14 protein-coding genes and 1 riboswitch are annotated in these 14206 nt (G+C 63.3%); of the genes, 13 read left to right on the top strand and 1 reads right to left on the bottom strand.

All coding sequences use genetic code 11. From position 1 onward, the window contains the following. The first annotated feature begins 34 nt into the window (after window positions 1-34). The 13 genes from EEB12_RS08245 to EEB12_RS08190 all read left to right on the top strand — a co-directional run bounded on the left by EEB12_RS08245 (window position 35) and on the right by EEB12_RS08190 (window position 13199). Window positions 35-1006 (top strand): ABC transporter substrate-binding protein, encoded by a 972-nt coding sequence (locus EEB12_RS08245; RefSeq protein ID WP_020968834.1) that lies wholly within the window; start codon window positions 35-37, stop codon window positions 1004-1006. Between the two features lie 10 nt (window positions 1007-1016). After that, window positions 1017-2126: an FAD-dependent oxidoreductase gene (locus tag EEB12_RS08240; RefSeq protein WP_141487611.1), complete on the top strand. Its 1110-nt coding sequence runs from the start codon at window positions 1017-1019 to the stop codon at window positions 2124-2126. Between the two features lie 8 nt (window positions 2127-2134). Further along, window positions 2135-2725: a GNAT family N-acetyltransferase gene (locus tag EEB12_RS08235; protein WP_019749497.1), complete on the top strand. Its 591-nt coding sequence runs from the start codon at window positions 2135-2137 to the stop codon at window positions 2723-2725. Window positions 2726-2742: 17 nt separating this feature from the next. Then, window positions 2743-2837, top strand: a riboswitch (SAM riboswitch). After that, window positions 2831-2935, top strand: a complete 105-nt coding sequence (locus EEB12_RS31130) for a putative leader peptide (RefSeq protein ID WP_019749498.1) — start codon at window positions 2831-2833, stop codon at window positions 2933-2935. It overlaps the preceding riboswitch by 7 nt. Window positions 2936-3072: 137 nt before the next feature. After that, window positions 3073-4710, top strand: a complete 1638-nt coding sequence (locus tag EEB12_RS08230; RefSeq protein ID WP_003944291.1) for an ABC transporter substrate-binding protein — start codon at window positions 3073-3075, stop codon at window positions 4708-4710. 2 nt (window positions 4711-4712) lie between these two features. Continuing rightward, window positions 4713-5711: an ABC transporter permease gene (locus tag EEB12_RS08225; RefSeq protein ID WP_003944382.1), complete on the top strand. Its 999-nt coding sequence runs from the start codon at window positions 4713-4715 to the stop codon at window positions 5709-5711. Continuing rightward, entirely contained in the window at window positions 5704-6594 is an 891-nt protein-coding gene (locus EEB12_RS08220) for an ABC transporter permease (protein ID WP_007726838.1), read from the top strand. The genes EEB12_RS08225 and EEB12_RS08220 overlap by 8 nt, the downstream gene beginning before the upstream one ends. Further along, window positions 6591-8213, top strand: a complete 1623-nt coding sequence (locus EEB12_RS08215; protein ID WP_113682317.1) for a dipeptide ABC transporter ATP-binding protein — start codon at window positions 6591-6593, stop codon at window positions 8211-8213. The genes EEB12_RS08220 and EEB12_RS08215 overlap by 4 nt, the downstream gene beginning before the upstream one ends. Then, window positions 8200-9318 carry an LLM class flavin-dependent oxidoreductase gene (locus EEB12_RS08210; protein WP_019749502.1) on the top strand — a complete coding sequence of 373 codons (1119 nt, stop codon included), beginning with the start codon at window positions 8200-8202 and terminating at the stop codon, window positions 9316-9318. Before EEB12_RS08215 ends, EEB12_RS08210 begins: the two co-directional genes overlap by 14 nt. Before the next feature lie 24 nt (window positions 9319-9342). Continuing rightward, complete coding sequence (locus EEB12_RS08205; RefSeq protein ID WP_092765801.1) at window positions 9343-10713, top strand: NtaA/DmoA family FMN-dependent monooxygenase; 1371 nt, start codon at window positions 9343-9345, stop codon at window positions 10711-10713. Further along, the gene (locus EEB12_RS08200; protein WP_019749504.1) at window positions 10710-11534 is read left to right on the top strand and encodes a DUF1684 domain-containing protein; all 825 of its coding nucleotides are present in this window, start codon (window positions 10710-10712) and stop codon (window positions 11532-11534) included. Before EEB12_RS08205 ends, EEB12_RS08200 begins: the two co-directional genes overlap by 4 nt. Beyond that, window positions 11531-12673, top strand: coding sequence for an LLM class flavin-dependent oxidoreductase (locus EEB12_RS08195; RefSeq protein ID WP_141487610.1), 1143 nt, complete (start codon window positions 11531-11533; stop codon window positions 12671-12673). Before EEB12_RS08200 ends, EEB12_RS08195 begins: the two co-directional genes overlap by 4 nt. A gap of 28 nt (window positions 12674-12701) precedes the next feature. After that, entirely contained in the window at window positions 12702-13199 is a 498-nt protein-coding gene (locus tag EEB12_RS08190) for a nucleoside deaminase (RefSeq protein ID WP_181447575.1), read from the top strand. Window positions 13200-13229: 30 nt separating this feature from the next. Here EEB12_RS08190 and EEB12_RS08185 read toward each other — a convergent pair whose 3' ends face one another. Further along, window positions 13230-14171 (bottom strand): alpha/beta hydrolase, encoded by a 942-nt coding sequence (locus EEB12_RS08185; RefSeq protein ID WP_029538606.1) that lies wholly within the window; start codon window positions 14169-14171, stop codon window positions 13230-13232. Between the last annotated feature and the right edge of the window lie 35 nt (window positions 14172-14206).

Here is a 14206-nt window from a genome sequence, read left to right as displayed (position 1 = left end):
CGCGACCCAGACTCATTCCCGGAAGGAAAAATTGATGTTCTCCCCATCCCGTCGCGCGACTTTTCTGATCTCGGCTCTTGCCACAGTCGGACTGCTCAGCGCTGCATGCAGCAGTGCGGACGCCGAGTCCGACGGCGCCCAGGTCACCGCTGCTGCGGGTTACAACCTCACGGCCGATCAGAACCGCATTACCACCGACAAGGTGGATTCCATCGCCGCCGAGCTACCTCAGGACATCCGCGATCGTGGCACGCTGCGCGTCACCGGCAGTGCCGGTTCCGCTCCGCCGCTCCGCTTCTACGCCGACGACGACACCACTCTCATCGGTTCCGAGACCGACTTCGCCTACTTGATCGGTGACGTTCTCGGTTTGAAGGTCGACCTGCAGACCGCAGACTGGGCACAGAACTTCGTTCGCGTCGATTCCGGCGAGGCTGATGCATTCCTGTCCAATGTGACTGTGACGGAAGAGCGTAAGGAGAAGTACGACTTCGCCACCTACCGACTCGACACCCTCGCCTTCGAAGCCAAGAAGGGAGCCGGGATCTCCATCAAGGAGCCCAAGGACGTCGCGGGTAAGAAGATCGCCGTCTCCTCGGGCACCAATCAGGAAGCGCTGCTGGTCAAATGGAGTGAGCAGAACGTCGCGGCCGGCCTGGCGCCCACCGACATCTCCTACTACCAGAACACCACCGACTACTACCTGCCGCTGCAGTCCGGCCGGATCGACGCCTACTTCGGACCGAACCCGTCGTCGCAGTTCCATGCCAAGCAGTCGGGTGAAACCGAAGTTGTCGGTGAGTTCTCCGGTGCAGGCGACACGCTGCAGGGTCAGATCGCGGTTCTGGTGAAGAAGGACAATGGCCTGATCAAGGCAATCAACGACGCGATCAACCACACGATCGAGAACGGCACGTACCAGCAGATCCTCGAGCGCTGGAACATCACGAGTGAAGCTGTCGACACGTCCCTGATCAACCCGCCCGGCCTTCCGAAGACCAAGTGAGCTCTCGTCCATGAGTGAGATTTTCGATGCGATCGTCATCGGTGGAGGACTCGTCGGGTCCTCCGCCGCCTGGCGGCTCGCGGCGCGCGGACGTAGCGTCGTTCAGCTGGAACAGTTCGGGCCGGGGCACAAGCACGGTGCGTCGCACGGTACTTCGCGCATCTACCGTCAGGCGTACGACAATCACCTGTACACCGGGTTGGCGGCCGACGCGCTGCCGCTGTGGCGGGAGTTGGAGACCACGACGGACATCGGGTTCCTGGAACTCACCGGTGCCGTTGATCACGGCCTGCCGCAGGCAGTGCAGTCCAAGGCGAAGATACTTCTCGAGGCGGGCATCAAGGGCGAGATCCTCACCCCTGCCGAGGCGTCCGCCCGTTGGCCGGGGCTGCGATTCGACACCACGGTGCTCCATCACCCCGATGCAGGCCGGTTGCACGCGGACCGCGCCGTGACCGCTCTGAAGGCGGGAGCGGTGTTTGCCGGCGCCGAGGTCCGTCACGATGTTCGGGTGTTGGCACTCGCGCGGGCGTCCTACGGCGTGGACGTGGTGACGGACAGTGGAACGCTCGCAGCTCGTCAGGTAGTGATCGCGGCCGGTGCGTGGACTGCGGATCTGATCGCAGACAGCGGTCTCGGCTCCGAGATCGTATTGCCGACGCTGCGCACGACGCAGGAACAACCGGCCCACTTTGCACCGCTCGATCCCGGAGTCGAGTGGCCGAGTTTCGTCCACCACACCGGCGCAGAATTGGAGACCGCGGGGATCTACGGGCTCGGTTCCGAGGACGGGATCAAGATCGGCGAACACGCGACCGGGCCGGTGGTGACTCCGCAGACCCGTGACTACACCCCTGATGTCGACGGAGAGCAGCGATTGGTGGAGTACGCCGAGTCGTGGTTGCCCGGTGTCGATTCCACCCGTGTCGAGTCGCTCACCTGCCTGTACACGAGCACGCCGGACAGTAACTTCGTCATCGACCGAGTCGGCGCCGTCACAGTGGCGGCGGGGTTCTCGGGGCATGGGTTCAAGTTCGGTCCGGCCTTGGGTGAACTTGTGGCGGACCTCGTCGACGGAACCACCATCGCTCCGGAAGTTTTCAGGCTGGGGGAGCGTTGACCAGATTCATGGAGGAAAGTGTTGTGGCACTGGAGCTCGGAACTCGACAGCTCGAGGGTGTCGGAGCGGTAGAGGTCTATTCGGTATCGCAGGACGATCCCTTGGCAGCTCCACTGATCGCGGAGTTGGCACTCGAATACAGTTCGCGTTACGGCGGGACTCGCGAAGCGATGCTCGAGGATCTCACGACGTATCCGGCAGAAGAATTTGCCTACCCGCAGGGTGCGCTTCTGGTGCTCACCCACGACGGTCTGCCGATCGCCGGTGGTGCGTTTCGTCAATTCGATTCCACCACTGCCGAACTGAAGAGAATCTGGACATCGGTCGACTATCGGAAGCGCGGCCTCGGCAAGGCCGTCGTTCGCGAGTTGGAACGAGAGATCGAACTTCGTGGATACAACCGGGTGTTTCTCACGACGGGTCCTCGGCAACCCGAGGCCGTCGCGCTGTATCTGTCCAGTGGATACACACCGCTTTACGACGCGTCACTCTCGCCCGAAGAGGTGGGCATCCACCCGTTCGAGAAACAACTTCGGGTCCTCGAAAATGTGACTCGAGCAGCAATTCCTACCGACCGGGTTGACAACACCCGGGTTTAACCTCGTACACTTGCGAACGACCATCCAGAGCGACCGAGAGACCTGGCTCATTGAAGTCGCAGCAACCCCCCGAGTGATCGGGTGCGGGTGCTACCGCCAGGACCGATGGAGGAACACGAAATGAAGGCAGTCGAAGGCGGTTTCGATACCGCCTGGTCGCGTCGTCACGTAGACCTGTGCCGCACCGCGGGATCTTTCTGTACCAACTGACCTCGGTCAGTCATTCACACTCAGGCGAGTCGTCGACAAGTCTGTTTTCTCTTCTCTCACAAGTGATTCGTGCTCGATCGCCTTTCTCGTCTCAGGCGACGGGTGCGCTCTTCGGCATGCCTCTTTAGGAGTTCTTGGTGTCTTCGCCCTCATTCGGTGCCCGCAAACGCGCGACCGTAATCGCCGGTATCGGTGCTGTCTCGGTTCTCGGCACCGTCCTCGCCGGCTGCAGCAGCGGGAGTGACAGTGCTGCCGACGCAGGCCCCGCCCAGTCCGGCGGAACCCTTCGCTACGGTCTGTCGCAGGCGCCGACGTGCGCCGATCCGGCCCAGGCCGGCAGTAACCAGACCGTGTATGTCACTCGGACCGTGGTGGATTCGCTGACCGATCAAAATCCCGACACCGGAGAGATCACCCCGTGGCTCGCCAAGAGCTGGGAGATCAGCCCCGACGCCGCTAGCTTCACGTTCGTCCTTCGCGACGACGCCACCTTCAGCGACGGCACCCCGGTGACGGCGGATTCGGTGAAGAAGACCTTCGACTCGGTCAAGAATCTCGGACCGAACGCGTCGTTGGCGAAGAGTTACCTGTCCTCGTACACCGGTACCGACGTCGTAGATGCTCACACGGCGAAGATCAATTTCTCCGGACCCAATGTTCAGTTCCTGCAGGCAACTTCGACGCCACAGCTCGGAATCCTCGCCGATTCCACCACCGCGCTGGCATCCGAGCAGCGCTGCCCCGGTGCAGCGGTGATCGCCTCCGGACCGTTCGTGTACACCGACTGGCAGCAGGACAAGAGCGTCAAGATCGCCAAGCGTGCGGGATACAACTGGGCGTCGGACGCGGTCGCGCATCAGGGCGAGGCCTACCTCGACGGCGTCGACTTCACGGTGGTCCCCGAATCCGGTGTGCGGGCAGGCAGCGTGGCCTCCGGCCAGCTCGATGCGGTCAGCGATGCGCTTCCGCAGGATGCGCCGCAGATCGAGGGCGCAGGCGGACGAATCCTCACAAGGCCGAACCCGGGTGTGAGCTTCTTCTTCCAGCCCAACGTCAGTCGCGGCGTTCTCGCCGATCAGGCTGTTCGCCAGGCCATCATTCCCGCAATCAACCGCCAAGAACTCGTCGACACCGTTCTGGATCCGTCGTTCTTCCCGGCCACGAGCCCGTTGGCTCACACCACTCCGCTCTACAGCGACGAATCCAGTGTCGTGACGTACGACGCCGACAAGTCGGCGAAACTCCTCGACGCGGCTGGTTGGAAGACCGGCAGCGACGGTATCCGCGAGAAGGACGGGCAGAAGCTCACTTTCAGCGTCACCTTCAGTCCGGTGTTCTCGGGTAACCAGGCCATCCTCGAGCTGGTGCAGCAGCAGCTCAAGAAGGTCGGCGTCGACCTGCAGCTCAACCTGGTCTCGAACGGTGAATGGACCGAGAAGGGAGTATCGGGTGATTACGATTCGCTGTATTACAACAGCACTCGCGCGGACGCCGACATCTTGCGGGCATCGTTCAGCACCGAAGGCCGCAACCTGAACCGTCGCGGCGCAGATCCGGAGCTCGACAAGGTACTCACAGACCAGCTTGCAGCCACGGACAACGGCCAACGCGGCGAACTGGTATCCACCGCACAGGAATTGATCCTCGACCGTGGACTCTCCATCCCCACCATCGAGCTCTCGCAGGCCATCGGCGCCGGATCGAGTGTGCAGGACCTGAACTTCGAAGCCTCCTCGCGCCTGCAGTTCTACGACGCATGGTTGTCGGGTAAGTAATCATGACTCGATACGTACTCACCCGACTGGGTCAGGCCGCAGTGGTTCTGTGGGCCGCCTTCACCATCTCGTTCGTGATTCTGTTCCTCCTGCCCAGTGATCCCGTCAGCATGGCTGCCGACTCGTCCGGTCAGGGTGTTGCAGTGGATCAGGCTGCGCTCGATCAGCTTCGTGCACGGTACGGCTTGGACCAGTCGGTGTGGGTGCAGTACTGGACGTCGCTGACGAATGCTCTTCGCGGCGATTTCGGTACATCGATCTCCACCGGTCAGTCGGTGACGGATGCCATCTTCTCGGCGCTGCCCAGCACTCTGGTGCTGGCAACCACCGCTTTGGTTCTGGCCGTGTTGTTCGGAGTGGCGATCGCGTTCTTCGCTACCTACACCCGCAAGCGGTGGCTCGCGAACCTGTTGTTCTCTCTGCCGCCGCTGGGTGTGGCAGTGCCTACTTTCTGGGTGGGCCTGATTCTTCTGCAACTCTTCTCGTTCCGTCTGCACATCTTCCCGGCATTCGGAGACAAGGGATTCGCAACGGTGATTCTTCCGGCGATCACCTTGGCGATCCCGACCGGCGCGGTGATCGCGCAGGTGCTCACGACCAGCCTGCAGTCGACGCTACGTTCGCCGCACGTGGAGACTGCGTACGCCAAGGGCGCAAGCCGTTGGCGCGTGCAGACCCGTCACGCGTTGCGACTGGCGAGCATTCCGGCATTCACCATTGCCGGTGTGCTGGTCGGCACGCTGCTGGCGGGCTCGGTGGTTGTGGAAACGGTGTTCTCTCGCGCGGGCGTCGGCCGTCTGACACAGACGTCGGTGATGGCGCAGGACATCCCGGTGGTGCAGGGAGTCGTTGTGTTCGCCTCTCTCGTGTTCGTGCTCGTCAACCTCGCGGTCGACCTCTTCTACCCCTTGATAGATCCACGGATCATCCAGACGAAGAAGAGTCACACCGAAAAGTCGAATACCGAAAGCTCGACTGATCTGGAGCCGGCTCATGTCTGACACATTGATCGAACCCCTACTCCTCGATCCGAGCGTCGAGGCGAAGGCACCTGTTGTTTCGCGCCGAAAGTCCACGGCCATCGGCTGGATCCGAAAGCCCGGCTTGGTGATTCCGGTGTTGATCGTGTTGCTTGCCATCGGCTTTGCCGTCGCACCCGGATTTTTCGCCAGCGGCGATCCGTTGTCCGGTGTCCCGGCGGACAAACTGCAGGGCCCGAGCCTGGCTCACTGGTTCGGAACCGACAATCTCGGACGTGACCTGTACACACGGTTCGTGCACGGCGCCGCGCTGTCGCTGACCGCAACCTTGGTGGCGGTCGGAATCGCATTGGTGGCGGGATCGATAATCGGATTGCTCGCGGGCTTTGTCGGTGGCGTCGTCGACGCCGTGCTGATGCGCATCGTCGACGTGCTGCTGTCCATTCCGGCACTGCTGCTCTCGTTGGCCCTTGTCACCGCACTCGGCTTCGGCACCATCAACGTCGCCATTGCTGTCGGCGTCAGTATGGTCGCCAATTTCGCGCGAGTGATGCGTGCCGAAGTGATGCGGGTGCGCGGAGCTCAGTACGTCGAGGCTGCGTTCAGTTCAGGTGTGCAGTGGCTCGGTGTCCTGCGTCGGCACGTGCTTCCCAACTCCTACGCGCCGGTGGTCGCGCTGTCCGCTGTCGAGTTCGGGCAGGCAGTACTGGCCGTGTCGGCTCTGAGCTTCTTGGGATTCGGCGCCGTTCCGCCTACCCCGGAATGGGGATCGCTGGTATCCGAGGGACGCAATTTCCTCGCCAATGCCTGGTGGATGACAACACTTCCCGGTCTCGCGATTGTCGCCGTGGTCATCTCGGCACACCGTATCGGCCACGAGATCGAAAGGAACAACCGGCGATGAGCACGACTGAGGACCAGTTGCTTTCCGTCACCGACTTACAGATCGCCTACGGCGCCGAGCCCGCGGTATCCGGCGTGAGCTTCACCGTCGGTCGGGGCGAAGTAGTTGCGGTGGTCGGGGAATCGGGTTCCGGTAAGTCGACCACGGCGCACGCGATATTGGGTCTGCTCGCCGGCAGTGGCCACGTCACCGGCGGGACCGTCGAGTTCGAGGGTGAACAGATCGACTCGTATTCCGACCGTGCGTGGCAGCGAATCCGCGGCGCGCGTATCGGTTTGGTACCGCAGGATCCGACGACCTCGCTCAACCCGGTGACGAGGATCGGCGACCAGGTTGCAGAAGTCCTCCGGATCCACGGCCTCGCAGACCGTCGCAAAGCCCGGTTGGACGCCGTCGAGGTGCTCGAGCGCGCGGGTATCGACCGGCCGGAAATCCGAGCACGCCAGTACCCACACGAGCTCTCCGGCGGTATGCGGCAACGAGTTCTGATCGGTATCGCGCTTGTCGCGAACCCCGCCCTCATCATCGCCGACGAGCCGACCAGTGCTCTGGACGTCACGGTTCAACGACGCATCCTCGACCACTTGGACGAGCGAATCGCCGAATCCGGTGCCGCCGTGCTCCTGATCACGCACGACCTGGGAGTGGCCGCAGACCGCGCGGACCGGATCCTGGTGATGCAGGGCGGCAGGATCGTCGAATCCGGCCGCACCGCAGATATTCTGGACAACCCGCGACACGAGTACACGAAGAAGCTGCTCGACTCGGCTCCGAGCCTGTCCTCGGGACCGGTCGATCGGCCGGTCCGTCAGGATACGAGCCCGCTGCTGACGTTGACCGGAATCACCAAGCGTTTCAACGTCGGACGCGGGAGTTCGATCACCGCGGTGAACGAGGTATCGCTGACTGTTCCGCGTGGTCAGACGGTGTCATTGGTGGGGGAGTCCGGCTCCGGCAAGTCGACCACGGCGCGCATCGCCGTGCGGTTGGAGCAGGCGGATGCCGGCACCATCTCCTTCGACGGACACGACATCACGAAGGTCAAGGGCAGCGATCTGCGCGAGCTGCGCCGAAAGATCCAGCTCGTGTACCAGAACCCCTATGCATCACTCGACCCGAAATTGTCCGTCCAGGACATCGTTGCGGAGCCGCTGCGGGCCTTCAAGGTTGGTGGACGCAGCCAGCAACAGAGTCGTGCAGCAGAGTTGCTCGATCAGGTTGCACTTCCCGAGCAGTTCCTGAGCCGCAAACCGGCCGAACTCTCGGGCGGCCAGCGTCAACGGGTGGCGATCGCTCGTGCGCTTGCGTTGAAGCCGGACCTGCTCGTTCTCGACGAACCTGTGTCCGCTCTCGACGTCTCGGTGCAAGCGCAGATTCTGGCGCTACTCGACGAGTTGCAGCGCGAACTGGGCCTGACCTATCTCTTCATCTCCCACGATCTTGCGGTTGTTCGCCAGATCAGCGACGTCGTCGGCGTCATGCAGGCCGGGCGATTGCTCGAAATCGGCACTACCACCGAGATTTTCGACAATCCCCGAAACGAGTACACACGCACACTTCTCGACGCGATCCCCGGGCGGGATCATTCGACACGAAAGGCCGAACATGTCCGAGCGTAGTTCCGGAGCATTCCTGGTCGGCCTCGAATTCGAGGGAACCGGAGCTCATCCGTACTCCTGGCGACGCGAGGATTCGCGCGCCGAAGATCTGTTCACGCCCTCGTACTGGGTGGACCTGGTGACCGCCGCGGATCGGGGTGGGGTGGATCTGGCGTTCCTCCCTGACTCGTTCGGATTGCAATCCGAGGGCCAGCACGCAGTGCGGGGCAGATTGGAGGCGGTTGCAACTGCGGCGCGGCTGAGTGCTGTGACCTCGCGTATCGGCCTGATCCCCACTGCGACAGTCACGCACACCGAGCCGTTCCACATCTCCAAGGCCGTCGCGAGTATCGACTACTCCTCAGCGGGGCGGGCCGGCTGGCAGGTCGCGGTGTCCGACACCGCTGAGCAGGCGTCATTGTTCGGCCGAAAGGCAGTGCAGGGCCCCGAGTCCGCGTGGGAGGAAGCGTCCGAGGCTGTCGAGGTGGTCAGTCGGCTGTGGGACAGCTGGGAGGACGACGCCGAGATACGGGACGCTGCGAGCGGACGATTCATCGATCGAGACAAGCTGCACTACATCGACTTCGAGGGAAAGAACTTTTCCGTCAAGGGGCCGTCCATCACGCCGCGCTCCCCGCAGGGGCAGCCGCTGATCGCCGTCGACGCGAGCAGGCCGGAGGCACGCGAGCTCGCTGTTGCGCGCGGAGATCTGATTCGGATCTCGGCAACCGACCTCGGCGAGGCCAACGCCACGGCCAAGCTGGTCCACGCGAATGCCGCTGCCCTCGGGCGCAGCGTCAGGGTTCTCCTCGACGTCGACGTGCTTCTCGGCGCTGATCGCGGAGCCGCCGACGACGCTCTGGCCGAACTCGAGGAATGGGCGGGAGCGCCGTACGCCCCGCACTCGCTGTTCTATCGCGGTGACAGCGCCGGCCTGACTGTCCTCCTTCGCGAGATCGGTGGGCTGGCCGGGGTCGACGGTGTTGTCCTGCGTCCCTTGGCTTTGGCTGCCGCAGTGGAGAAGATCGCGGCGGACGTGGTGCCGACTCTCAATCCGCGACCGACTACCGGCCCGACTCTGCGCGAGCGGTTGGGTTTCGAGTTGCCCGTCAATCAGTTCGCGTAGCGCGAACAGAGAACAGGAACACCGATGACACAGAACAGGATTCGCAAGCAAGTTCACCTGGGTGCTCACTTCCCCGGCGTGAACAACACCACGGTGTGGACCGATCCGGCGTCCAAGAGCCAGATCGAGTTCAGCTCGTTCGAGCATCTCGCCCGCAGTGCCGAACGCGGATTGTTCGACTTCTTCTTCCTCGCAGAGGGTTTGCGCCTGCGCGAGCATCAGGGCAAGATTCACGACCTCGACGTGGTCGGTCGCCCGGATACGTTCAGTATTCTCAACGCGGTTGCCGGTGTGACAACGCATCTCGGCCTGGCCGGGACGATCAACACCACGTTCAACGAGCCATACGAGTTGGCCAAGCAGTTCTCGACGCTCGATCATCTCTCCGACGGCCGCGCCGCGTGGAACCTGGTCACCTCTTCGGATGCCTTTACCGGTGAGAACTTTCGCCGCGGTGGGTATCTGGAGCATTCCGAGCGGTACGCACGCGCAAACGAGTTGGTCGACGCAGTACGGACGCTGTGGGACAGTTGGAGCATCGATCGTCCGATCGTCGACCGTGAGCGCGGCGTTTTTGCCACCGACCAGCAGGTCGGTCAGTTCCAACACTCTGGTAAGCAGTTCGACATCTCCGGACGCTTCGAAGTACCTCGGAGTCCCCAAGGACACCCAGTCCTGCTGCAGGCAGGTGACTCCGACGAAGGACGCGAGTTCGGCGCCGCCAAGGCAGACGCCATCTTCACCGGGCACGGAACGCTCGAAGCAGGCAAGACGTTCTACGCCGACGTAAAGGGACGCTTGGCCAAGTACGGACGCACGCACGCAGACCTCAAGATTCTCCCCGCCGCCACCTTCGTGCTCGGTGACAACGCCGCGGACGCACAGGAGAAGGCGTATCACATCCGGCGGCAGCAGGTCGGACCCCAGACTGCCATCGCTTTTCTCGAACAAGTCTGGGGCAGAGACCTTTCCCAGTACGACGCCGACGGCCCGTTGCCGAAGGAAGATCCGTCGGACGACGTCAACATCACCCGCGGACGCGTCCGCCACGTCAAGGATCCGCGAGCGGTCGCAGATCAGTGGCGCGCCAAGGCCGAGGCCGAAAACCTCAGCATCCGTGAACTCATCATCGAAGTAACTGCCCGCCAACAGTTCGTGGGTAGTGCAGCGGAGGTGGCTGCCGAGATCGACACCTACGTCCAGGGCGACGCGAGCGACGGATTCATCCTCGTTCCCCACATCACCCCCGCGGGCCTCGACGAGTTCATCGACACCGTCGTACCAGAACTACAGGACCGCGGCAGTTTCCGGACCGAATACTCAGGAACCACCCTGCGCAGCCATCTCGGGCTGCGCCACCCGTACGAGCAGGCTGAAGGAGTCCGCGCATCATGACCGTTACCGACACTTCCACCAGCACCTTCACCGGCGAGTGGAATGCTTGGCATGCCTCGCGCGACGCCACCTTCAGTGAACCACTCGGCTGGCTGAGCCTGACTGCGTTGCATTGGCTGGTTGACACCGATTCCACCTTCGCGGACCTGCCCGGTGCGTGGCGCGCCGACGCGAATGCCGTTGTCGTCACCGCGACGCCGGCCGACGACCTCTCGATCGACGGCGTCGCAGTGGACGGTTCAGTCACTCTGAATCCGATCGAGGGTGCGCCGGGACTGATCGTCAAGCAGGGCGCGCGGTTGGTCGAGGTCATCCGCCGCACCGGCGAGGTGGCTCTGCGGATCCACGATTCGTCGGCCCCGGCATTGGCGCAGTTCAGTGGTATCCCGACCTTCGAGCCGAACCCGCAGTGGCGCATCGAGGGTGTCTTCACAGCTTTCGAGGAGGCTCGCACGGTGACGACAGGTGCGGTCGTCGAGCGCCTCGAGCATCATCACGACGCCCGCGGAACCATCAGCTTCGAACACGATGGTGCAACGCATACGCTGATTGCGTTCGCGGGCAAGGACAACGGCTTTCACATCCTGTTCACCGACGCGACCAGTGGTGTATCCACCTACCCGGCCGCACGCTCGCTGCACGTGAGCGCACCGGAGCCCGGTGGTGCGGTAGCCCTCGATTTCAATCGGGCGTCGAACCTGCCCTGCGCCTTCACCGATTACGCGACGTGCCCCGTCGCCCCCGCCGAGAATCGTTTGCCGTTCGCGGTGGAAGCCGGCGAGAAGACACCGAATACCCGCGACGGAAGCGCACCGAGGTGAGCGCGCCCCTGTCCGTACTCGATCTCTCTCCGATCAGTGAGGGTGAAACGGCCCGCCAGGCCTTGCGGAACTCGCTGGACCTCGCTCGTTCTGCCGAAGCGTGGGGATACAAGAGGTACTGGGTCGCCGAACACCACTTTGTCGGCGTAGCCAGCTCGTCACCGGCCGTTCTGGTCGGACTGATTGCGGCCGCGACCAACACCATTCGCGTCGGCTCGGCCGCCGTGCTGCTGGGCAACAACACGGCAGCTCAGGTGGTCGAGGCCTTCGGTACCGTCGAAGCGTTGTATCCGGGTCGTATCGATCTCGGTATCGGGCGCAGCGGGCAGCGTCGGGTGGAGGCACTTCGTGCCGTCGCTGCCGGAACGCCTGCCCCGGCAGAATCGAAGCGGGAGACCGTCGTACGCGACGGCGTCGTGATCCCGGCGCCCTTCGATCCAAGCGGTCTTCTCACGTCACCGAGATTGCAGGCGTCGTTCGAGGCATTGGCGTTTCCGGGTGCGCAGGCGCCGGATTTCGAGCAGCAGGTCGACGACATACTCTCGCTCCTGAACGGCACCCACCGCACCCGCGACGGCATCGAATTGCACGCCAGTCCCGGTGAGGACGCCGACGTCGAATTGTGGGTTTTCGGAAGCAGCGCAGGCCCCAGTGCCGAACTCGCCGGACGACTCGGATTGCCGTTCGGCGCGAATTACCATGTGGCGCCCTCGAGTACGCTCGATGCCGTCGAGGCATACCGTGCAGCATTCCGACCGTCGGCAGTTCTGTTGGAGCCGTATGTCGTCGTCTCCGCGGATGTTGTTGCCGCAGAGGACGATGCGACGGCGAGAGAGTTGGCGTCGACGTTCGCGCACTGGACACACAGCATTCGCAGCGGGCACGGCGCCATCCCGTACCCCGATCCGGCCACAGCGCTCCCACTTTCCGATGCCGACAAAGCAGTAGTGGAGGATCGGCTGATCACGCAGTTCGTCGGTTCACCCACCACCGTCGCCGACAGACTCGACAGTTTGCAGAAGCTGACCGGAGCGGACGAATTGGTGATCACCGGGGTGACCCATCGACACGAGGATCGCCTGCGCTCGTACGAGCTGCTTGCCAAGGAATGGGGACTACCCGCACTACTGGCGGCATGAGCTTGCCTTTGTCCATTAGTGTCGAGTGATGTTTTCGCCCCGAGATGCGCTTTCGCTTGCTCTTGACGTAGCGCGTGAGGGCATGGAACTCGGGGAGATGCCGATCGGGGCAGTCGTGTTCGACGACGACCGTGTGCTCGGGCGGGCGTATACGCAAGAACGGGCACTCGGCCGACGGGTAGTCCATGCGGACCTTCAAGCGCTCTTGCAGGCCGACGAGGCTCTCGGGTTCACTCGAGCGTCAGGAGAATTGACATTGGCGGTCAATCTCGAACCATGCCTGATGTGCATGGGTGCCGCGATCACACTCGGTGTGTCCCGGGTGTGGTTCGCTCTCGAATCCCCGAACGACGGTGCAAAGGAACTCGTGGAGCTTTGGGCGCCGCCCGTGGAGCTTCCGTTTTTCCGTAAACCGCGTGAAGTGCTCGGCGGAATTCGCCGTGACGAATCGCGAAGGTTGTTCGCTGAATACGCCACTGGCACTGGCCCCGCCGGGATGCGGGACTGGGCGCGCAGTCTCACCTGACGCCATGGCTTGAAAGGCGGGCCGTGAGGCTTACGCCCCGATCGCGCCCGCGATCATCGGCCACGACGCACGCATGTCGGCTTCGAAGAGTCCCCAGGTGTGGGTGCCTTCAGGTCGGAAGCTGAACGTCGCGGGAATGCCGAGCTGACCGAATCGACCCTGTAGGGCAGCGGTGCACATGTTGGTGATGCCTTCGAGCACAGCGCCGGGAACGACTCCGGCAGCCATCGCCAATGAGTTGATTCCGTCCACCGGACCGGGAAGGCCGTTGCCGGTGGAGATGAACAGCGCTGTGCCGCGTAGTTTCTCGGCATTGATCAGCGGGTCGTGAGCAGCCCACTGCGGGCTACCCCACGGCCCCCACATGTTGGCTGCGTTTCCTCCGCCGAGTATCTCGACCATCGAGCGCACCGCAGCCTGGCCGAGCGGGTCGCCGGCGCGCGGGCAGCCGCTGTACGAGCCGACGGCGCGGTAGGTGCCCGGCGACTGGATCGCGAGGTCCAGAACCGGTCCACCGGCCATCGACACGCCGCCGAGTGCGTTGACGCCGGTCGTGTTGTATCGAGCGTTGACCGCTGCCGGTAGTTCCTTGGTGAGGTACGTCTGCCATTTGTTGCGGCCGAGCACCGGATCGTCGGCGTTCCAGTCGGTGTACATGCTGAACTTGCCGCCGACCGGCATGACCACGTTGACGTGCTTGTCGTCGAAGAAGTCACGGACTCCGGTGTTGTTGAACCAAGAGATCCCGTCCTCACCGCCGCCGACGCCGGTCAAAAGGTAGAAGGTCGGGGCGGGGCCACCGCCGGCCGGGGAAATCACGTCGTTGGCGATCCAGCGGTCCATGGAGGGGGAGTAGACATCGATGCGGCTGACCACTGAATCCGCGCTCGCGGTCGGCGCGCTGAGGCCGAGAAAGCCGGCAGCCATGGCCACCGCCATCGTCAAGCGGACCGTGAATCGACGTGCCTTCATTATTTCCCCCTGGCGCAAGCCGGACAGCGTATTTG

Origin of the sequence: Rhodococcus sp. WS1, assembly GCF_003797745.1 — a bacterium.
Classification (GTDB): Bacteria; Actinomycetota; Actinomycetes; order Mycobacteriales; family Mycobacteriaceae; genus Rhodococcus_F; species Rhodococcus_F erythropolis.
The sequence above is the reverse complement of the archived record's forward strand: the minus strand, read 5'-3'. Positions and strand labels throughout refer to the sequence as shown.